Origin of the sequence: Aeribacillus sp. FSL K6-8210, from assembly GCF_037963925.1 — a bacterium.
In the GTDB taxonomy this organism is placed as follows: Bacteria; Bacillota; Bacilli; order Bacillales; family Aeribacillaceae; genus Aeribacillus; species Aeribacillus composti.
This window is the reverse complement of sequence record NZ_CP150172.1, coordinates 2,755,186-2,774,705: the sequence shown is the minus strand read 5'-3', so window position 1 is coordinate 2,774,705 and position 19,520 is coordinate 2,755,186. Positions and strand designations below refer to the sequence as shown.

Here is a 19,520-nt window from a genome sequence, read left to right as displayed (position 1 = left end):
AAAACATGCCGACTGTTGCTTTTCATACATTAGGATGTAAGGTAAATCATTATGAAACAGAAGCTATTTGGCAGCTATTTAAAGAAGCGGGATATGAGCGCCGGGATTTTGAAGCGATTGCGGATGTATATGTCATTAACACTTGTACGGTGACGAATACAGGTGATAAAAAAAGCCGCCAAGTAATACGGAGAGCGATCCGCAAAAACCCTGACAGTGTTATTTGCGTTACAGGTTGTTATGCGCAAACGGCACCCGCAGAAGTCATGGCTATTCCTGGGGTTGATATCGTTGTCGGTACACAAGATCGAAAAAAAATGCTCGATTATATTGAGCAGTTTAAGAAGGAGCGCCAGCCGATCAACGGTGTGACAAACATTATGAAAGCTCGGGTATTCGAGGAGATGGACGTACCTTCCTTTACAGATCGGACGCGGGCGTCTTTAAAAATACAAGAAGGCTGCAATAATTTTTGCACGTTTTGTATTATTCCTTGGGCACGCGGTCTCATGCGGAGCCGGGATCCAAAAGAAGTGATTAAACAGGCTCAAAAGCTGGTGGATGCTGGATATAAAGAAATTGTTTTAACCGGCATCCATACAGGAGGATATGGGGAAGATTTAAAAGATTATAATTTTGCGCAGCTTCTTCGCGATATTGATGCTGAAGTGAAAGGATTAAAGCGGCTTAGAATTTCTTCAATTGAAGCGAGCCAAATAACTGATGAAGTAATTGAAGTGCTGAAAACGTCCGATAAAATTGTCCGCCATTTGCATATACCGCTTCAATCAGGATCAAACAGCGTCTTAAAGCGGATGCGCCGTAAATATACGACGGAATTTTATGCTGAGCGTCTGAAACGGCTGCGGGAAGCTTTGCCTGGGCTTGCGGTAACTTCTGATGTGATTGTAGGTTTCCCGGGTGAAACGGAAGAAGAATTTATGGAAACATACAACTTTGTTAAAGAACACCGTTATTCTGAGCTTCATGTTTTCCCTTATTCGAAGCGGACAGGAACACCAGCTGCCCGAATGGAAAATCAAGTTGACGAAGACATAAAAAACGAACGCGTACACCGGCTGATCGCATTAAGCGATCAACTAGCAAAAGAATATGCCTCAAAATTTGAGGGACAAGTACTGGAGGTTATTCCAGAAGAACCTTATAAAGAAGCTCCAGACAGCGGCAAATATGAAGGATATACGGACAATTATTTAAAAGTTGTTTTTCCGGCGACGAAAGAGATGGTTGGGAAAATTGTGAAGGTGAAATTAACTAAGGCTGGCTATCCATATAATGAAGGACAAGTAGTCCGTATAGTCGATGAAGACTATTTACAGAAGTCTTCTTAATCTAGCTTTTTCTTGCGTAAAACAGACTTTGATGTAAGCTGTACCACTTTTTATGAAGGGAGCCTTCTCATGAAAAGGGATATTGCGAAGTATATTGACCATACTGTTTTAAAGCCGGATGTCACGCAGGCAGATATTGAAAAGCTTTGTTTTGAGGCGAAGGAGTACGGATTTGCATCTGTCTGTGTTAACCCCGTATGGGTGGAAACAGCAGCTAATTTGCTGCAAAAATCAGATGTGAAAGTTTGCTCAGTGATTGGTTTTCCGCTTGGAGCAACAACTACTGAAGTAAAGGCATATGAAACGACAGAGTTGGTTCAAAAAGGTGCAGCGGAATTAGATATGGTGATAAACATCAGCGCATTAAAGGATCAGCGTTATCATGCAGTTGAAGAAGATATTCGTGCTGTCGTTGAAGCGGCAAACGGAAAAGCTTTGATAAAGGTGATTATTGAAACATGTCTATTAAATGTTGATGAGAAAAGAAAAGCGTGTGAGCTAGCTGTAAAAGCCGGAGCAGATTTTGTCAAAACATCGACAGGATTTTCTACCGGTGGTGCAACAGTTGACGATGTGAAGCTTATGCGTGCAGTAGTAGGTCCGAAATTCGGCGTGAAAGCATCTGGCGGAATCCGCGATTATAAAACTGCGATCATGATGATAGAAGCCGGTGCGACAAGAATTGGTACTAGTTCTGGAGTGGCGATTATAAAAGGAAGTGAACGTTAATCTATTATAATCACAGAATTGCTGGATTTTTTACATTTAGTTTAAAAAAGTTTTCCCGCAGTTTGTTGCGGGATTATTTTTTTATCCATGCTGAAATAGTTTTTGTCCACCATAATACAAAATTTGCATATTGATTCGCAAACGGGAGAATGATTAAAGAAGTTATCAAGTTAAAAATCAGACTAAAGTGAGCGATTTGGAAATCTGGTTCATTTGTTAACAATTTTAAATTATTTGCGAAAAAAGGAATAAGCGGAACGAACAGGATCACTCCAAACACATTCAGCCAAAGATGGGCAAAAGCAGTATATTTCGCTTCTTGTTTAGAGCCGATCGAGGCCAATAAAGCTGTAATGCAGGTGCCGATATTTGCGCCGAGAACAAAAGCTAATCCTGTTTCTAATGGCAGCAGCTGTTCGTTCATAAAGCTCATGACAATTCCGATTAATGCAGTTGATGATTGAATAATTCCGGTGAAGACCGCGCTTATTCCGACAGAAAAAAGCAAATGGTCACTCGATTTGGAAAGCAGATCAGACATAACCTGCAGGTCAGACAAAAGAAAAGCAGCTTTTTCAAACCCGTTCAAAGCTAAAAAAATACACGATATGCCGAAGCATGAACAGCCTAATGAAAATAAAATTCTGTTTTTAAAAAGCATGAGAAGAAGAGAAATTGCAAACATCATCCCTAAATAGTCATCTATTTCAACGGCTAGAAATTCGGTCGTAAAGGTCGTCCCGACATTGGAACCTAAAATAATTCCAATTGCATCTTTAAACTTTAACAAACCAGCGGAAACAAAACTAACTGTAATCACCATCACTAGAGAACTGCTATGAACAAGAGCTGTTGCAATCATGCCGGTTAGAAAGGATTTGATTGGGGCATTCGTGCAGTTGTACAGCCATTTCTCCAGCTGCCTATGGGACATTTGCTGAAATCCGTATTTCATCATTGCCATTCCGCAAAAAAATAAAAGGAAACAAGAAAAACATAATAACAGCAATTGCATTCCCATGAAAACCACCTCATCAACAGTCTATGGACAAGGTGTCACAATAAGACCTTATGAACGAGTAATTTTTTTCAATCGAACTAGTTATATTTTTTCAGACAGCTGTTTAGCGGCTTTCAAACGATCTTGAATCATTTCCTCATATACATGATGAATTTGGAAATTCTTCCATACAAAAGCTGATATAAAACAGTCTTGTAAACCTGTCCGATAAAAAAAAGTCATAAGGAATAGGAAAGATGTTTTGAACATTGACCAAATAAATCGATTATATTATACTAACTTAGTAAATGTTCTTTTTGATAAGGAACATGAACTGGCTTTGTTCGGAGGGAGGGAAAAAGGATGTCTAAAACGATCGTACGTAAAAACGAATCGCTTGAGGATGCTCTTCGCCGCTTCAGACGCCAAGTATCAAAAACTGGTACTTTGCAGGAATATAGAAAGCGCGAATTTTATGAGAAGCCTAGCGTAAGACGCAAGAAAAAATCTGAAGCTGCAAGAAAGCGTAAATATTAAAAGAGGGTGTATATTAATTATGGGTCTTCTTGAGCGTTTAAATCAAGATATGAAGCAAGCGATGAAAAATAAAGAGAAAGATCGCCTTTCAGTCATTCGCATGGTAAAAGCATCCTTGCAAAATGAAGCGATTAAACTCGGAAAAAGTGAGTTGACTGAAGAAGAGGAATTAACGGTACTTTCTCGAGAATTAAAGCAACGTAAAGACTCCCTCCAAGAATTTGAAAATGCAGGTCGTTCAGATTTAGTTGAAAAAGTGAAAGCTGAAATTGCAGTAATAACTGAATATATGCCTGAGCAATTATCTGAAGAGGAATTAATACAAATTATTAAAACAACAATTTCGGAAGTGAACGCAACGTCCAAATCCGATATGGGGAAAGTAATGGGAGCCGTTATGCCAAAAGTAAAAGGAAAAGCAGATGGCTCGCTTGTTAATAAATTGGTTCAGGGTTTGCTTTCATAATTCGAGTAAAAAGCTTGCCGCTTTCTATGTGCGGCAAGCTTTTAAGTTTTTGCAGCGGATTCATCCTATGGACTGCGGCAGTCGATTAATGAATGTAGCTGCCTTGCAATTCATCAATAGTGGTTCAGTTGTTGATAGCAAGCTTGTCGGCGAAAGAATATAGCTGCTATGCAAATGTCCGCAAAAAATTGAGCAGAGGGCAACAATGAAGGAAAACATTCGGAAAGATCGCTGATCTCAATGAAGATTATCGGGAAAATACGGCGGCAATAAAGGAAAACCTATCGAAAAGAGCACACGTCTATCTAGCTGTGAGAACAGGGAAAAACGACAGCACTATTTGCTCTGAAAGGGAAAGGATTTATTTCGGAGTTAACCCAAATATTTTCATTGAAACCTCAATGGGATCAACATGACGGAGCGTATAAGCGGCGCCTGAGCTGTTCATACGCTCTTTTTTGATGAAGGGAAAACCGTTCTATCCATATAGTTTGAGCAGTTTTTCTTTTGACATCATTAAATATTTCGGCGGCCGCTTCAAGCTATCGAAACGATATTGAATGATGAAATACATAGGGGTAAATGTCAAAAGCTTATACCATTTATAAAATGGATTTTGAATGGAAAACGTTTCAAAGCCCAGCCGTTCAGAGCCTTTATTTAAAATAGTTATTCCAATAATCCCTTTCACATTGTGAAATTGTGAATGATTCCGCAAGTATTGAACGATATTTGGCAGCCCTTTTTCTGTTTTAGAGTAAATGTATCTTCCTTTTTGAATTTCGCTCTTAAAATGATTCAGTTCCTTCATTAAATAGACGTTATGAAGATGTATTTTTAACAGAAGATCATTTTTTTTAATTTTTGTACCGTCTGAAAGAATTATTTCCCTTCCTTTATATTTTGTCAATCGAACCCGGAAAATGTCACGATTATTCTCCTTGTCCCTCACATACTCAAGCCGCGAACAAAGGTAATAAATGGGATCCAATAGGCACCAAAACTTAAAAAAACAATATCTCAACCTTCCCATTTGCAACACCTTTCACTTTTTTTCTTACAGTTTATTTTTTAGCATACGAATTGTTTTTATTTATAAGAAATTTTTTTCGAATAGCCATGCGAAATTAAGAAAAAACTTTTAAAGAACTCCATCAATAACAATGGTGAGCGATATGAAAAAAATTTTATATCTTCCTTTTTTGACCATACCTTCAGGCCATCATCAAACAGCTGATGCCCTAATGGAAGGGTTGTTACGGCTTGATCCTGACATTCATTGCGAAAAAATGGACCTTTTGTCATCGAAATTTGGAAAAATAGAAAGGCTGATATCTTCCTTTTATTTGCAATGGATTGGCCGTTTTCCTAAATCATACAGCCATATGTACCACAGGTCAGTGCTCGCGGAACAAAAGAGCGGCAAAAGGTTTTTCCATTATGAGGCACTTTTTCTCCGGCATTTAAAAAAGATCATTGATGAATTGAATCCGAAAATGATTGTTTGTACTCATGCTCTTCCTTCCTACTTGCTTGCCAGGCTGAAAGCCTTTTCTCAAATCAACATCCCTGTTATCAATGTATACACAGATTTTTTTATTCATCATCTTTGGGGAAAAAGAGAAATTGACTATCATTTTGTCGGTCACTCATATATGAAAGATTATTTGCTCGAAAAAGGTATAAATAAAGAACAGATTTTTGTTACAGGGATTCCTATTCACCCAACTTTTACAAAAAGGAAAGATGAACATGTACATAGCATGCGTTTTTATCGAGGATTAATTTCGGGAGGAAGTTCAGGCGTCGGTTCAATAGAGAAGATAACGGAAAAAATCAGCCGCGATGATGATATCCATTATATGGTGTTATGCGGAAAAAACAGAAAGCTTTATGATCGATTAATAAAACAAAACCATCCACGAATTACTCCTTTACCTTACATCTCTTCAAGAGAACAAATGAACGATCTGTACAATCGCGTCGATTTTATCATGACAAAGCCCGGGGGTGTGACAATCAGCGAATGTTTATACAAAAAAATTCCTATATTTGTATACCACACTCTTCCAGGACAGGAAGAAATAAATTTGGAGAAATTAACGAAATTCGGGATGGTGTTTGATTTTCGAAATTGGCAAGAGGAAACAAATATTTCGGCCTCCATTATTCGAGCGCTGCAATCTAAGCAGCTATCAAAATTTTTATCGAAAGTGGATGAATATCATAAAAGTTTAGCTCCGATTGAACCAGCGGGATTGATCAAACGTTTAATGAATGAATAGCTCCTGGAAGCCATTAAAGCTTCTAGGAGCATTAGTTTGAAAATTATTTATCGATAAAGGGATGACCCGCCCTCTATAAATTCTTTTGCTTTTTGCCTCAAACCTTCCTGAACGAAATCAGAATCACTTGAACCGGCCATTTTTCTTAAATTGTGGGAAATTTTCATCGAGCAAAATTTTGGACCGCACATAGAACAAAAATGGGCAATTTTCGCTCCTTCTGCCGGCAAAGTTTCGTCATGATATTCGCGTGCCCGTTCAGGATCGAGAGAAAGATTAAATTGGTCGTTCCAGCGAAATTCAAAACGGGCTTTTGATAAAGCATCATCCCTTATTTGGGCGCCTGGATGCCCTTTTGCCAAATCTGCGGCATGGGCTGCAATTTTATAAGCAACAACACCTTGGCGCACATCCTCTTTATTGGGAAGGCCTAAATGCTCTTTCGGAGTTACATAACATAGCATGGCCGTTCCGTACCAGCCGATCATGGCTGCTCCAATGGCTGACGTAATATGATCATAGCCGGGAGCAATATCGGTCGTTAATGGACCGAGGGTATAAAAAGGAGCCCCTTTGCAAATTTCATTTTCTAAATCAACATTTTCTTTAATTTTATGCATCGGAATGTGCCCAGGGCCTTCGATCATGACTTGGACATCATGTTTCCAGGCGATTTCCGTCAATTCACCGAGCGTTTTCAATTCGGCAAATTGCGCTTCATCATTGGCATCTCGAATAGATCCGGGACGCAAGCCGTCACCTAATGAAACGGCAATATCATATGTTTTTAAAATTTCGCAAATCTCTTCAAAATGAGTGTATAAAAAGTTTTCTTGATGATGCGCCATACACCACTGCGCCATGATCGAACCGCCGCGGGATACGATTCCGGTCGTCCGTTTGACGGTCAAAGGGATATAGCGAAGCAGCACGCCGGCATGTATAGTAAAATAATCGACCCCTTGTTCTGCTTGCTCAATTAATGTATCACGGTAAATTTCCCATGTTAACTCTTCAGCAACGCCATTTACTTTTTCGAGCGCTTGGTAAATCGGGACGGTTCCAACCGGCACGGGCGAGTTGCGGATGATAAATTCTCTTGTTGCATGAATATTTTTTCCTGTTGACAGGTCCATAATTGTGTCAGCGCCCCAGCGGATGGCCCAAAGCATCTTCTCAACTTCTTCTTCGATTGACGATGTTACAGCTGAATTGCCAATGTTGGCATTAATTTTTACATGAAAGTTCCGGCCGATGATCATCGGTTCACTTTCCGGGTGATTAATGTTGGACGGAATAATGGCCCTGCCGGCAGCGACTTCTTGACGAACGAATTCAGGATTTATGTTTTCACGAATCGCCACAAACTCCATCTCTGGGGTGATGATCCCCTTTTTTGCATAGTGCATTTGTGTAACGACAGCACCTTTTTTTGCTTTGAAAGGCTTTCGATGAAAAGGTGTGGCAATATTGTGATCTTCCCAATTGCGAAATCCATTATCTTCAGGCTTTACCTGGCGCCCGTCATATTCTACAACATCATGACGGTCTAAAATCCACTGTTTGCGTACAGCCGGCAAACCTTTATGAATATCTGCCTGAAAATCAGGATCTGTATAGGGACCGCTCGTGTCATAAACCTTTACAGGTTCATTTTCAAACGTTCCCGCTTCCGTTTTCGTGGGAGTTAATTGAATTTCCCTCATCGGAACCCGAATATCGGGTCTTGACCCAGTCACATAAATTTTTTTGCTTGCTGGAAACTGCATGTTTTCGAAATAATGTTTCATTTTTCTCCTCCTCCATTTTTTTATCTGAAGATGTGCATAGAAAAATAGGAGGGGAGATGGGACGTGAAAAATAAAAACGGGTTCGCTTTAGCACGAACCCGATCAATTCAATATAGAAAAAGAAGGCAATAAAATACTCCCGCTACCTACTTCCCTACGCTGGCATCATCCAGATCAGGTTCAAAGGGTTGAAGAACTTCAGGCGCGTTCTTCTCTCAGTCCAGCTAATTGGACACCCCTAGTAGATGGTTATATATTTTTTTTAATAGTAACATAATATGAAAAATAATGAAAATATTTTTTCGTTTCATGTTTGTTTGCAGAATTGTTGATTTTTGAAACTTTCTGCACAATTGTCCGTAATAATATTAGGCAAAAAATAAGGGGGGAGAGGCCTGAAATCAAACAATAAGTTTTTCGCTATTTGCGCTCTGCTGCTCATCTTGTCGATTATTTGTGCGTCTTTTGATGCCAAATCAGCTGAAGGGAAAACTGTTTATTTTATTCCGATTGAAAATACAATTGAAAAAGGGTTGGTGCATTTTATTAAACGATCCATTCAGGAGGCGGAAAAAGAGAAGGCGGATGTCATTGTTTTTGAATTGAACACTCCTGGCGGTGCTTTAGAGGCAGCGATAGAAATAGGCAAAATGATTATGGATACAGATATCAAAACAATCGCTTATGTAAATAAACATGCGATTTCTGCAGGGGCTTATATAGCATTAAGGGCTGATCAAATATATTACCATCCTGGCGGTACCATTGGGTCAGCGGCTGTCATTGACTCCAATGGCAATGCTGCAGAAGTAAAAGTGCAATCGTTTTGGAAAGCAGAGATGAGAAATGCTGCTGAGGTTCATGGCAGAGACCCTATGTTCGCTGAGGCGATGGTAGACAGCAGCTTGGATATGCCCGAATATGGTGCAGAAAAAGGAGAATTACTAACATTAACAGCAAAACAAGCGATGGAAGTCGGGTATGGTGAAGGCATCGCCAAAAGCCGGGCAGAGCTTTTGAAATCGATCGGAATGGAAGGTGCAAAAGTCCAGGAGACTGAGGAGACGTTTGCTGAAAAAATAGCCCGTTTTGTAACAAACATGTATACCATTCCGATATTATTAACGATTAGCGGTTTAGGGTTTGTGTTAGAATTGTACACTCCTGGGTTTGGCATTCCTGGTTTTATTGGACTATTGGCACTGTTTTTGTTTTTCTTCGGTCATTTTATTGCAGGGCTTGCGGGATTGGAAACGGTTGTTTTGTTCGTGCTTGGGGTTCTGCTTATAATTGCAGAGTTGTTTGTTCCAGGAGGAATTATTGGAGCAATCGGTTTTCTTTCAGTCCTTTTAAGTTTATTTTTAGCAGCTGATCATATAGGACATATGGCGGTTTCTCTTTTTATTGCCGGTTCCATTTCGATATTCACAATATTCATCATGTCAAAGGTGATTGGTAAGCGTATGAAATGGTTTAAAAAAATTATTTTAAATGATTCAATCAGCACGGAGAAAGGTTATGTATCCAATCAAAATCGTACAGATTTAATTGGGAAAACGGGTGTAACTGTGACTGCTTTACGACCGGCAGGAACAGTAATGACCGATGGAGAGGAAAGATTGGATGTTGTGACAGAAGGAACGTATATTGAGAAAGGAAGAAAAGTGAAAATTGTTAAAGTAGAAGGCTCACGAATTGTTGTAAGAGCTATTAATGAAAATGAATAGGAGGTAGGTATATCACATGGATGTATCATTTTTTCTTTTACTAGGTCTTATCGTATTAGGTCTTATTTTGCTTGGCATCTTGTTCTCTTTTGTGCCGATTATGCTCTGGATTTCCGCTCTGGCAGCTGGCGTTCGCATCAGTATTTTGACTCTTATTGGAATGAGGCTGCGCAGAGTCATTCCAAGTCGAGTGATCAATCCGTTAATTAAAGCGCATAAAGCCGGCCTTGATGTCACAACAAATCAATTGGAAAGCCATTATTTGGCAGGAGGAAATGTCGATCGAGTTGTCAACGCATTAATTGCAGCTGAAAGAGCTAATATTGAATTGAGCTTTGAACGTTGTGCTGCGATTGATTTAGCGGGAAGAGACGTGCTTGAAGCCGTTCAAATGAGCGTAAATCCGAAAGTAATCGAAACCCCGTTTATTGCAGGGGTTGCCATGGACGGAATTGAAGTGAAAGCAAAAGCCCGCATCACGGTGCGAGCCAATATCGACCGGCTTGTTGGCGGTGCCGGGGAAGAAACGATTATCGCACGTGTAGGTGAAGGAATTGTCAGCACCATTGGTTCTTCTGATGATCATAAAAAAGTGCTGGAAAACCCTGATATGATTTCGCAAACAGTTTTAAACAAAGGACTCGATTCAGGAACAGCCTTTGAAATTTTATCCATCGACATCGCGGACGTTGACATCGGCAAAAACATCGGTGCGATCCTGCAGACAGATCAAGCGGAAGCAGACAAAAACATCGCGCAAGCTAAAGCGGAGGAACGCAGGGCGATGGCGGTGGCAAGAGAGCAGGAAATGCGCGCTAAAGTTGAAGAAATGCGGGCAAAAGTTGTTGAGGCGGAAGCGCAAGTTCCGCTTGCAATGGCGGAAGCTTTAAAATCAGGAAATATTGGAGTTATGGATTATATGAACATCAAAAACATTACCGCTGATACAAATATGCGTGATTCTATCGGAAAAATGACAAAAAACTCTGCTGGTGATGAAGAAGAATGATCTTTCTGTCCATCAAAGGAGGTGTCATATGGAAATATTTGAAAATCCGCTGTTCATTGTTATTTTAATCGGGATTATTTCTTCTTTGTTTGGCAGAAATAAAAAAGATCAAGAGCAGCAGAAAAAAAGGAAACAAGCTGCAAAACAAATAAAACAAAGGGTTAAAAATGTTTCGACAAGCCCTCCAAATGAATGGAATCAAATTCAAAATGTACACACAGGCCTATCCAGCCAACTAAAAAAAGCTGAAAAAGACAAATCGAATATGAAATCTTTTCATAATAAAAATAAAAAACAGAAACCATCAGCTTTACACATGCATTCAGCTGCAAAAGGAGTCATTTGGAGCGTCATTTTAGATGAACCCCGATCCAAAAAGCCCCATCGGTCGAATTTCATAAAATAAATGAATTAATGGTGTTAATCCCCTTTTGTCTCTCATAAATATGAGGATGAAGGGGGTTCTTTTATGGGCAAAAAATGGCATCAGCGAATAAAAAGCATATTGACAGAAGGATTGCAAATACCAGCTGACGTCATGATGGATCTTCCCCGTGTTACGATGATCGGTACATTGCATATATATATAGAAAATCATAAAGGACTGCTTTCCTTTACAGATAAAGAGATTCGAGTTTTGCTGCAGCAAGGCCAGATGCTCATTAAAGGAAGCGATTTTGTGATGAAAGCGATATTGCCAGAAGAGCTCCTTGTAGAAGGGAAAATTGAACAAGTATTATATATTGATCAGTAGGGGGATCGGGATGCGGAACAATTGGTTGTTATATTTTACAGGCTTCGTTCAGGTAATAGCGGAAGGAACCGGCTCAGAAAGAATGTTGAACGATTGCACGCGGCTTGGCATTGTCACAATAAATGTAAAGCGGCTGGAAAACGGTGCAATTTCTTTTTTTATACGCCTTAAAGATGTACAGGCTTTACGAAAAGTAGTTCGTAAACATGAATGTAAGTGCACCTTTCACCAAAGGATAGGATTTCCATTTTTATTAAAAAAATCATGGAGAAATTTTGGATTTGTTATTGGAATTGTTCTGTTCATTGCCACTACATTTCTTTTATCCAACATGATTTGGCATATTGAAATAAAAGGGGCTAGTCCGAAAACAGAGCATTTAATACAAAAAGAATTGGACAAAATAGGAATTAAAAGAGGGACGTTTCAGTTTTTGACATCGAGCAATCAAACAGTTCAAAATCGTTTGATGAGCCAAATAGATGATATAACATGGATCGGTGTCAAATTAAAAGGAACGACATATTCTCTGGAAGTAGCCGAAAAGAAAAAAGAGCAAAAAAGCAAAGTGGAGAGTCCGAGGCATTTAGTGGCCGCGAAGGAAGCTGTTATAGCAAAAATGTATGTTGAAAAAGGACAACCTTTAGTAGACGTTCATGATTTTGTTAGAAAAGGACAAATATTAGTTTCCGGTGTAGTTGGAGAAGGTGATAAAATACGAAAAGTGGCAGCAGACGGAGAAATATTAGGCGAAACTTGGTATATTTCAACAGTGGAGGTGCCGCTTCAAACAACTTTCCAGTTATTTTCAGGAAAGTCAGTCACGAAGCATTTTCTCTCCTTTCGTTCTTTTTCCCTTCCTATTTGGGGGATGTTTCGCAATGATGAATCGGAATATCCGCAATATGCGGTGGAGCGAGACGAGCGTCCATTAAAATTTTTAAAATGGGATCTTCCAGTTAACTATAAGAAAGAAACGATTCGTGAGACGGAAACCTTTCACAGAAAATATTCTGTGGATGAAGCGAAACGGCAAGCGATTGCTGCCGGGAAAAATGACTTATTTCGAAAACTTGGAAAAGATGTGAAAATTGTTGGCGAAAAAGTTTTGCACGAAGACGTCGAGAATGGTAAAGTAAGATTGAAAATACACTTCCAAGTTATTGAAAACATTGTAAAAATAAAACGGGTTCAGGGAGATTAGAGAATGACAGAAGATTTAGTCACAATCAGCCAGAGTTTAGAAAATCCGAATGAAGCCATTAATTTATTTGGGATTCATGATGTTCATTTAAAAAGAATTGAAGAAGAGTTAAACGTATCGATCATTTCGCGCGGTGAAGCGGTATATGTTTCAGGAGATAAAGAAAAAGCTGAACTGGTTGAAGACATCTTGAAATCCCTTCTTTCGGTTATTCGAAAAGGAATTTCGATTAACGAACAAGACGTGCTTTATGCAACAAAAATGGCGAAAAGTGGGAAGATCGATGAATTTGAATCCCTTTACGATGAAGAAGTTGCGAAAAATGCAAAAGGAAAAACCATTCGTGTAAAAACACTAGGTCAACGAAAGTATTTTCAAGCAATTAAAACGCATGATTTAGTATTTGGAATCGGTCCAGCAGGAACAGGAAAAACGTTTCTCGCTGTTGTCATGGCCGTCCATTGCTTGAAAAATGGGCTTGTAAATAAAATCATATTAACGCGGCCGGCCGTTGAAGCTGGTGAAAATTTAGGTTTTTTGCCCGGCGATTTAAAAGAAAAGGTAGATCCTTATTTAAGGCCTTTGTATGATGCTCTACACGATATTTTAGGCGTGGACCATACGGAGCGCTTGTTAGAAAGAGGAGTTATTGAAATTGCTCCATTGGCGTATATGCGCGGAAGAACACTTGAGGATGCGTTCGTTATTTTAGATGAAGCGCAAAATACAACAACTCAGCAAATGAAAATGTTTCTAACCCGTTTAGGCTTTGGATCCAAAATGGTCATTACAGGCGACCTGACACAAGTGGATTTGCCAAAAGGAGTAAAATCAGGACTGCTTGAAGCGAATGAAAAATTATCAGGCATTCGGGGCATTTCATTCGTATATTTAAAGGAAACTGATGTCGTGCGGCACCCGCTCGTTTCAAAAATTATTGAGGCTTATGAAAAAGATGATCAGTAAGACCCGCTCATCATGACCGGGTCATTTTTGCATAGAATTGATCGGAGGTGCTGTGACAAATGAAAAGAAAAATGGATCGCAAAGACAGGAAACAGCCGATATTCCATTTTTTGAAAAAAATGAAATCCCTTCATCTTTTCTTATATCCCGTTATTGGAGTAATTTTGTTTACCGTTTTATACAGCAATGTAGAACCGGACACGTTTGATGCCAAATTATTTTCAGTATCCGACCAAACGATTTACGCACCTGTTACCGTTGTCGATAAGGAAATGACGGAAAAGAGAAGAGAAGAAGCTGCTGAAAGCGTGGAAGATCAATATGTGCTAAAAAAAGAATATGCGGACAACAGTGTGGATTTGGTCGAATCTTTATTTGATGCCATCATGGAGGCTTCATCTAATGCCGAAATGAGCAGCAAAGAGAAGCTTGACAGGCTTAAAAGCAGTTTAGGAGATATGTATGATAAATATCCTGAAAGCGTATATACATCGTTGTTAAGTGCAAATGAAGGACAGCTTACGCTGGCGAAAGATGCGGTTGTTACGGCTGTCAATGAAACGATGAGCGAGCCGATTTCGGCTGAAAAATTAGAAGAAGCGAGAAACAAAGTGAAAGAACGGCTTCAAAACGTGAATTTGCCGGATAAGATACGCTCAGCAGCTGAAGAGATTGGACGCAGCGCAATTATTTCCAATTATGTATTTGACCCTAAATCAACAGATGAAAAGCGGGAAGAAGCAAAAGAAAAAGTGCAGGAGGTTCAAATTAAGCAAGGTCAAATTATAGTCGAAGAGGGCCAATTAATTGACAGGGAAGTATATAGAAAGCTGGAATTGTTGGGCCTTTTAGATAATAAGTACACATTTCAGCCGATCATTGGTCTTTTCATTTTAGTCTTATTAGTGATGATCTATCTTGCATATTTTTTTGAAAAAGAAAAGAACTCGTTCTTTACGAGTAAAAACCAGTCATTGCTTCTCTTTACCATCATCCTAGCGATAACGTTAACGGTCATGAAGATTATCAGCTTATTTCAAAAAATGGACTATTCTCATATCGGCTTTATTGTCCCGGTGCTGATGGGAGTCATGTTGACAAAGCTTTTGATTAATGACCGCCTTGCGTTCGTGACAAGCATTATATATGCTTTTTGCGGAAGCTTGATTTTTAATGATGGAGTCACTGGCACATTTAATTTTACAATTGGTCTTTACTACTTATGCGGGTGCATCGCAGCCATTCTGTTTCTAGGGGAACATAACGTCCGTTCGAAAATTTTACAAGCTGGTCTTTTCGTTTCGGCTGTTAATATTGTTGTGATCACCGCTATTTTATTCATTCAAAATGGAATTTATTCGAATCTAGAGATCGGTTCTTATTTTCTTATGGCGATTGTATCAGGTGTTATCTCTTCCGTCTTGACAATCGGTTTAATGCCTTTTTTTGAATCAGGTTTTGGCATTTTATCGACGATGAAGCTGATTGAACTGTCGAATCCGAATCATCCTTTATTAAGGAAAATATTAACGGAGGCGCCTGGTACTTATCATCACAGTGTAATGGTGGCCAATCTAGCCGAGGCTGCTTGCGAAGCGATCGGTGCGAATGGATTGTTGGCAAGAGTTGGAAGCTACTATCACGATATCGGCAAGACGAAACGGCCGCGCTATTTTATTGAAAACCAAATGAACATGGAAAATCCGCATGATAAATTGTCCCCTCAGCTAAGCAAAAACATTATTATTGCTCATGCTGAAGAGGGAGCAGAAATGTTAAGGAAGCATAAAATGCCGAAAGAATTTATCGATATTGCTCTGCAGCATCATGGAACATCGCTTTTAAAATTTTTCTACCATAAAGCCCAAGAAAATAGTGATCAGCCTATTTTGGAAAGTGAGTTTAGATATCCGGGTCCGAAGCCGCAAACGCGGGAGATTGCCGTTATTTGTATCGCTGACAGTGTAGAAGCAGCTGTTCGTTCAATGAAAAATCCGATGCCCGAAAAAATTGAAAAGCTTGTTCGTTCCATCATAAAAGATAAACTTCAAGACGGGCAATTCGACGAATGTGATATAACGTTTAAAGAGCTTGAAACGGTGGCAAAAATATTGTGTGAAACATTGAAGGGGATTTTTCATTCAAGAATTGAATATCCGGAATTTCATGAAAAGAAGGTGAAGAAAACATGACATTATCCATTGACATTTTCGACCAGACGGAAACACTCTCTTCTGAGGAAATAGAAACGATCGAAAATTTGCTGCAATTTGCTGCTTTAGAAGAACGTGTTCCCAAAGATTCGGAAGTATCTATAACCTTTGTTACTAATAAAGACATTCAAGAGATCAATCGGGATTACCGGGGAAAAGATCAGCCGACAGATGTGATTTCATTTGCGCTTGAAGAAACAGGAGAAGATGAAGTGGAGATCCAAGGTGCTGATCTCCCCCCTCATTTAGGGGATATCATTATCTCAATAGAAAAAGCGAAAGAGCAAGCAGAAGAATACGGCCACTCATTTATGAGAGAGCTCGGATTTTTATCTGTTCATGGCTTTTTGCATTTATTAGGTTATGATCATATGACAAAAGAAGAAGAAGAAAAAATGTTTTCAAGGCAAAAGGAAATTTTAGAGAAATTTGGATTGAAAAGAACAGGATAAACATGAAGACTTTGTTGAAAAGCTTTTATTTTGCCGTACAAGGAATAGCTGCAGCCTTCCAATCCGAGCGGAACTTTAGAATTCATGTGACAGTTGCGATCATCGTGATCGCAGCCGGATTATTTTTCAACATTAGCTTAATTGAATGGATTGTCATTCTCCTATTAATTGGCGGAATGTTAGCTTTAGAGCTGGTCAATACTGCCATTGAGCGAATCGCTGATGCTGTGTCGAAAGAATCTCATCCTCTGCTTAAAACTGCAAAAGATGCAGCTGCAGGAGCAGTATTGGTTTATGCAGCCGTTTCGGTTGTCATCGGATTCATCATTTTTGCCCCCAAAATAATTGAAGTTTTTTCGTGAAAAATGTAGAATTTTCTGAAAAAATAAACGTGAAATTAAATGAAAAATGATGTAAAATAATGAGTATAAGCTGCAACGTAAACGAAAGGAAGGAAGCTATGGACTCCCATCAACTGATTGAAGAAGCAAAAAGAGCAAGAGAATTTGCTTATGCACCTTACTCTCGATTTAAAGTAGGTGCAGCACTTCTGACAAAGGATGGAAAAGTATACAAAGGATGCAATATTGAAAACGCAGCTTATTCCATGTGCAATTGTGCCGAGCGCACTGCTATATATAAAGCGGTTTCAGAAGGTGAAAATGAATTCGCAGCTATTGCCATAGTTGCGGATACAAAGCGCCCTGTATCGCCATGCGGCGCTTGCAGGCAAGTCATAGCAGAGCTCTGTCCTAAAAATATGAAGGTGATTTTGGCGAATCTTAACGGAGACTATAACGAGCTAACAGTTGAACAACTATTACCAGAAGCATTTACATCGGAGGATTTACATGAATAAGACAAAATTTAAATCAGGATTTGTATCAATCATCGGCCGTCCGAATGTCGGCAAATCGACTTTTATTAACCGTGTAATCGGTCAAAAAATTGCGATTATGAGCGATAAACCTCAAACAACGAGAAACAAAATACAAGGGGTTTATACGACGGAAAACTCACAAATTATTTTTATCGACACTCCCGGTATTCATAAACCAAAGCATAAATTGGGCGATTTTATGATGAAAGTCGCTCAAAATACGCTCAAAGAAGTGGATCTAATTCTGTTTATGATTAATGCTGAAGAAGGATTAGGCCGCGGTGATGAATATATCATGGAACGATTGAAGGAAACCGATACTCCTGTATTTTTAGTTGTCAATAAAATCGATCGGGTTCATCCTGATGATTTATTGCCGCTTATTGACCAATACAGGGAAAAGTTCGAGTTTCAGGAAATTGTTCCAATTTCTGCCCTGCAAGGAAACAACATTGAAACGTTGCTAGGGCAAATTGAAGCGTATTTGCCGGAAGGTCCGCAATATTATCCTAGTGATCAGGTGACAGATCACCCGGAACGTTTTATCATTTCTGAACTAGTTCGCGAAAAAGTATTGCATTTGACAAGAGAAGAGATCCCGCATTCTGTCGCAGTTGTTGTTGATTCTATTGAAAAAAGAGAAAACCATGCAGTATATATAGCTGCAACAATTGTTGTGGAACGCAACTCTCAAAAAGGTATTATCATTGGGAAGCAAGGAAGAATGTTGAAAGAAATTGGGAAAAGGGCAAGGGTTGACATTGAAAACTTGCTCGGATCAAAAGTCTTTTTAGAGCTGTGGGTCAAAGTGCAAAAAGATTGGAGAAATCGCCTGTCGCAATTGCGAGATTTTGGATTTAGGGAAGACGAATATTAATTGACTTGAAGGAAGTTAGAAATATTTTCAAAACATGAAAATGAGTCAAAAAGGCTATGATAACAATGAATTGGATATAGCTTAGGAACAACGACAGAAAGGTGGGGACAATATGTTAGATTTTACCTGGAAAGTATTCACGTTTACAGGTAATATTGACACATATCTCCTTTTTAAAGAGCTTGAAAAGGAGCGGACGAAAGATTGTCAAATGAAGGAAGAAGAGCGGACTGAGGTTGATCTCCCTGTTTAGTAGTGCTGTATCCAATAGGATGGTGGAGAAATGCTTGTAAAGACGGAAGGAATTGTCATTCGTACAACGGAATATGGTGAGACCAATAAAGTTGTTACAATATATACAAGGGAGTTGGGGAAAGTTGGTGTAATGGCACGGGGCGCAAATAAACCGAACAGCCGCCTCGCAGCTGTTACCCAACTTTTTACGTATGGAAATTTTTTGTATCATCAATCTTCTGGATTGGGTAATTTAAGCCAAGGAGAAATCATTTCCGCTTTTAGAGAGATTAAGGAAAATATTTTTTTGACTGCATATGCTTCATATATTGTAGAGCTCCTTGATAAAGGAACAGATGAAAAAGACAGAAACCCTTTTTTGTTTGAGCTCTTATTTCAAACACTTCATCTGCTGAATGAAGAAAAGGATGCGGAAATTTTGACCAATATATTTGAAATAAAGATGCTCAACGTTCTCGGTTTATATCCCGAATTAAACAAATGTGCAGTAAGCGGCGAAACAAACGGACCGTTTCATTTTTCATTAAAAGAAAACGGATTGATTTGCAGCCGCTGTTTTGAAAAAGATCCTTACAGGCTCAATATTTCTCAGAAGACAGTGAAGCTGTTGCGGCTGTTTTATTCTATTGACTTAAACCGCATTGGTCAAATATCCGTCTCCCCTGAGACAAAAAAAGAACTGAGATTTGTTCTTGATCAATATTATCAGGAATATGCAGGTTTATCGCTGAAATCGAAAAAATTTTTAAATCAGCTTGACAGTTTAAAAGAAATGTTGTAAACCATATACATGGATGTGAAACCTTTCAAATGAAGGATTTATCCCCCCCTCATGCTGTTAGAAAAAGCGATTTAATGTCATGTAATGAGCGGAAATGTACGTGTCAAATTGAATAATAAAATGCGATGAAGGAAAAGAGTACCTGCAATCTTCATAGAAAGCGACCTTAGGATGGTGCGAGCTAAGGTATGAGGATGCAGGGAACGGCGTTCCAGAGCAATAACGGTTTACGAGAGGCTGAAA

General features: G+C 39.1%; 21 protein-coding genes, 1 riboswitch and 1 other annotated feature (1 of these 23 running past the window's edge). Of the genes, 18 read left to right on the top strand and 3 right to left on the bottom strand.

The window, feature by feature from the left end:
• Nucleotides 1-5: 5 nt before the first annotated feature.
• Both mtaB and deoC read left to right on the top strand, forming a co-directional pair.
• Nucleotides 6-1,352 carry a tRNA (N(6)-L-threonylcarbamoyladenosine(37)-C(2))-methylthiotransferase MtaB gene (gene mtaB, locus NSQ41_RS13445; RefSeq protein ID WP_063388029.1) on the top strand — a complete coding sequence of 449 codons (1,347 nt, stop codon included), beginning with the start codon at nt 6-8 and terminating at the stop codon, nt 1,350-1,352.
• Between the two features lie 69 nt (nt 1,353-1,421).
• Nucleotides 1,422-2,081, top strand: a complete 660-nt coding sequence (gene deoC, locus NSQ41_RS13440) for a deoxyribose-phosphate aldolase (RefSeq protein ID WP_063388030.1) — start codon at nt 1,422-1,424, stop codon at nt 2,079-2,081.
• 73 nt (nt 2,082-2,154) lie between these two features.
• Here deoC and NSQ41_RS13435 read toward each other — a convergent pair whose 3' ends face one another.
• Complete coding sequence (locus tag NSQ41_RS13435) at nt 2,155-3,102, bottom strand: Na/Pi symporter (RefSeq protein WP_339210137.1); 948 nt, start codon at nt 3,100-3,102, stop codon at nt 2,155-2,157.
• A 342-nt stretch (nt 3,103-3,444) separates the two neighbouring features.
• On the opposite strand from NSQ41_RS13435, the gene rpsU reads away from it, so the two are divergent.
• Both rpsU and NSQ41_RS13425 read left to right on the top strand, forming a co-directional pair.
• On the top strand, nt 3,445-3,618 hold the full coding sequence (gene rpsU / locus NSQ41_RS13430; protein WP_063388032.1) for a 30S ribosomal protein S21: 174 nt from the start codon (nt 3,445-3,447) through the stop codon (nt 3,616-3,618).
• Nucleotides 3,619-3,637: 19 nt separating this feature from the next.
• Complete coding sequence (locus tag NSQ41_RS13425) at nt 3,638-4,084, top strand: GatB/YqeY domain-containing protein (RefSeq protein ID WP_339196868.1); 447 nt, start codon at nt 3,638-3,640, stop codon at nt 4,082-4,084.
• A gap of 478 nt (nt 4,085-4,562) precedes the next feature.
• On the opposite strand, the gene NSQ41_RS13420 is transcribed toward NSQ41_RS13425, so the two are convergent.
• Nucleotides 4,563-5,117 (bottom strand): hypothetical protein, encoded by a 555-nt coding sequence (locus NSQ41_RS13420; protein ID WP_339193111.1) that lies wholly within the window; start codon nt 5,115-5,117, stop codon nt 4,563-4,565.
• A gap of 142 nt (nt 5,118-5,259) precedes the next feature.
• Between NSQ41_RS13420 and NSQ41_RS13415 the strand changes: the two genes are divergently transcribed.
• Nucleotides 5,260-6,369 (top strand): galactosyldiacylglycerol synthase, encoded by a 1,110-nt coding sequence (locus tag NSQ41_RS13415; RefSeq protein WP_339210136.1) that lies wholly within the window; start codon nt 5,260-5,262, stop codon nt 6,367-6,369.
• A gap of 47 nt (nt 6,370-6,416) precedes the next feature.
• Here the strand turns inward: NSQ41_RS13415 and thiC are convergent, their stop codons facing one another.
• Entirely contained in the window at nt 6,417-8,159 is a 1,743-nt protein-coding gene (thiC, locus tag NSQ41_RS13410; RefSeq protein ID WP_339193106.1) for a phosphomethylpyrimidine synthase ThiC, read from the bottom strand.
• Nucleotides 8,160-8,293: 134 nt separating this feature from the next.
• A riboswitch (TPP riboswitch) is annotated at nt 8,294-8,409 on the bottom strand.
• Between the two features lie 193 nt (nt 8,410-8,602).
• Here thiC and NSQ41_RS13405 point away from each other — a divergent pair.
• The 13 genes from NSQ41_RS13405 to recO all read left to right on the top strand — a co-directional run bounded on the left by NSQ41_RS13405 (nt 8,603) and on the right by recO (nt 19,277).
• Complete coding sequence (locus NSQ41_RS13405) at nt 8,603-9,886, top strand: nodulation protein NfeD (RefSeq protein ID WP_339210135.1); 1,284 nt, start codon at nt 8,603-8,605, stop codon at nt 9,884-9,886.
• A gap of 16 nt (nt 9,887-9,902) precedes the next feature.
• Nucleotides 9,903-10,895, top strand: a complete 993-nt coding sequence (gene floA / locus NSQ41_RS13400) for a flotillin-like protein FloA (protein WP_066247540.1) — start codon at nt 9,903-9,905, stop codon at nt 10,893-10,895.
• A 28-nt stretch (nt 10,896-10,923) separates the two neighbouring features.
• A complete protein-coding gene (locus NSQ41_RS13395; protein WP_144596765.1) occupies nt 10,924-11,301 on the top strand; it encodes a hypothetical protein in 378 nt (125 codons plus the stop codon).
• A gap of 63 nt (nt 11,302-11,364) precedes the next feature.
• Nucleotides 11,365-11,649: a sporulation protein YqfC gene (gene yqfC / locus NSQ41_RS13390; RefSeq protein ID WP_063388039.1), complete on the top strand. Its 285-nt coding sequence runs from the start codon at nt 11,365-11,367 to the stop codon at nt 11,647-11,649.
• Between the two features lie 10 nt (nt 11,650-11,659).
• Entirely contained in the window at nt 11,660-12,853 is a 1,194-nt protein-coding gene (gene yqfD / locus NSQ41_RS13385; RefSeq protein ID WP_339210134.1) for a sporulation protein YqfD, read from the top strand.
• A gap of 3 nt (nt 12,854-12,856) precedes the next feature.
• Entirely contained in the window at nt 12,857-13,819 is a 963-nt protein-coding gene (locus tag NSQ41_RS13380; RefSeq protein WP_063388041.1) for a PhoH family protein, read from the top strand.
• Nucleotides 13,820-13,878: 59 nt separating this feature from the next.
• Nucleotides 13,879-16,011 carry an HD family phosphohydrolase gene (locus NSQ41_RS13375; RefSeq protein WP_339210133.1) on the top strand — a complete coding sequence of 711 codons (2,133 nt, stop codon included), beginning with the start codon at nt 13,879-13,881 and terminating at the stop codon, nt 16,009-16,011.
• Entirely contained in the window at nt 16,008-16,484 is a 477-nt protein-coding gene (gene ybeY, locus NSQ41_RS13370) for an rRNA maturation RNase YbeY (protein ID WP_063388043.1), read from the top strand. The genes NSQ41_RS13375 and ybeY overlap by 4 nt, the downstream gene beginning before the upstream one ends.
• 2 nt (nt 16,485-16,486) lie before the next feature.
• Nucleotides 16,487-16,846, top strand: coding sequence for a diacylglycerol kinase family protein (locus tag NSQ41_RS13365; protein WP_339210131.1), 360 nt, complete (start codon nt 16,487-16,489; stop codon nt 16,844-16,846).
• Nucleotides 16,847-16,944: 98 nt separating this feature from the next.
• A complete protein-coding gene (locus NSQ41_RS13360) occupies nt 16,945-17,343 on the top strand; it encodes a cytidine deaminase (protein ID WP_063388045.1) in 399 nt (132 codons plus the stop codon).
• Nucleotides 17,336-18,241 carry a GTPase Era gene (era, locus tag NSQ41_RS13355; protein ID WP_063388046.1) on the top strand — a complete coding sequence of 302 codons (906 nt, stop codon included), beginning with the start codon at nt 17,336-17,338 and terminating at the stop codon, nt 18,239-18,241. Before NSQ41_RS13360 ends, era begins: the two co-directional genes overlap by 8 nt.
• Before the next feature lie 112 nt (nt 18,242-18,353).
• Complete coding sequence (locus tag NSQ41_RS13350; RefSeq protein ID WP_065095532.1) at nt 18,354-18,494, top strand: YqzL family protein; 141 nt, start codon at nt 18,354-18,356, stop codon at nt 18,492-18,494.
• A gap of 30 nt (nt 18,495-18,524) precedes the next feature.
• Nucleotides 18,525-19,277, top strand: coding sequence for a DNA repair protein RecO (gene recO, locus NSQ41_RS13345; RefSeq protein WP_339210129.1), 753 nt, complete (start codon nt 18,525-18,527; stop codon nt 19,275-19,277).
• Between the two features lie 116 nt (nt 19,278-19,393).
• Nucleotides 19,394-19,520 (top strand) — a binding site (T-box leader); it runs 47 nt beyond the window's last position.

Excerpts from the sequence above, each read along its gene's own strand:
- mtaB (WP_063388029.1), top strand. The coding sequence starts at position 6 with ATGCCGACTGTTGCTTTTCATACATTAGGATGTAAGGTAAATCATTAT.
- deoC (WP_063388030.1), top strand. The coding sequence starts at position 1,422 with ATGAAAAGGGATATTGCGAAGTATATTGACCATACTGTTTTAAAGCCG.
- NSQ41_RS13435 (WP_339210137.1), bottom strand. The coding sequence starts at position 3,102 with ATGGGAATGCAATTGCTGTTATTATGTTTTTCTTGTTTCCTTTTATTT.
- rpsU (WP_063388032.1), top strand. The coding sequence starts at position 3,445 with ATGTCTAAAACGATCGTACGTAAAAACGAATCGCTTGAGGATGCTCTT.
- NSQ41_RS13425 (WP_339196868.1), top strand. The coding sequence starts at position 3,638 with ATGGGTCTTCTTGAGCGTTTAAATCAAGATATGAAGCAAGCGATGAAA.
- NSQ41_RS13420 (WP_339193111.1), bottom strand. The coding sequence starts at position 5,117 with ATGGGAAGGTTGAGATATTGTTTTTTTAAGTTTTGGTGCCTATTGGAT.
- NSQ41_RS13415 (WP_339210136.1), top strand. The coding sequence starts at position 5,260 with ATGAAAAAAATTTTATATCTTCCTTTTTTGACCATACCTTCAGGCCAT.
- thiC (WP_339193106.1), bottom strand. The coding sequence starts at position 8,159 with ATGAAACATTATTTCGAAAACATGCAGTTTCCAGCAAGCAAAAAAATT.
- floA (WP_066247540.1), top strand. The coding sequence starts at position 9,903 with ATGGATGTATCATTTTTTCTTTTACTAGGTCTTATCGTATTAGGTCTT.
- NSQ41_RS13395 (WP_144596765.1), top strand. The coding sequence starts at position 10,924 with ATGGAAATATTTGAAAATCCGCTGTTCATTGTTATTTTAATCGGGATT.
- yqfC (WP_063388039.1), top strand. The coding sequence starts at position 11,365 with ATGGGCAAAAAATGGCATCAGCGAATAAAAAGCATATTGACAGAAGGA.
- yqfD (WP_339210134.1), top strand. The coding sequence starts at position 11,660 with ATGCGGAACAATTGGTTGTTATATTTTACAGGCTTCGTTCAGGTAATA.
- NSQ41_RS13380 (WP_063388041.1), top strand. The coding sequence starts at position 12,857 with ATGACAGAAGATTTAGTCACAATCAGCCAGAGTTTAGAAAATCCGAAT.
- NSQ41_RS13375 (WP_339210133.1), top strand. The coding sequence starts at position 13,879 with ATGAAAAGAAAAATGGATCGCAAAGACAGGAAACAGCCGATATTCCAT.
- ybeY (WP_063388043.1), top strand. The coding sequence starts at position 16,008 with ATGACATTATCCATTGACATTTTCGACCAGACGGAAACACTCTCTTCT.
- NSQ41_RS13365 (WP_339210131.1), top strand. The coding sequence starts at position 16,487 with ATGAAGACTTTGTTGAAAAGCTTTTATTTTGCCGTACAAGGAATAGCT.
- NSQ41_RS13360 (WP_063388045.1), top strand. The coding sequence starts at position 16,945 with ATGGACTCCCATCAACTGATTGAAGAAGCAAAAAGAGCAAGAGAATTT.
- era (WP_063388046.1), top strand. The coding sequence starts at position 17,336 with ATGAATAAGACAAAATTTAAATCAGGATTTGTATCAATCATCGGCCGT.
- NSQ41_RS13350 (WP_065095532.1), top strand. The coding sequence starts at position 18,354 with ATGTTAGATTTTACCTGGAAAGTATTCACGTTTACAGGTAATATTGAC.
- recO (WP_339210129.1), top strand. The coding sequence starts at position 18,525 with ATGCTTGTAAAGACGGAAGGAATTGTCATTCGTACAACGGAATATGGT.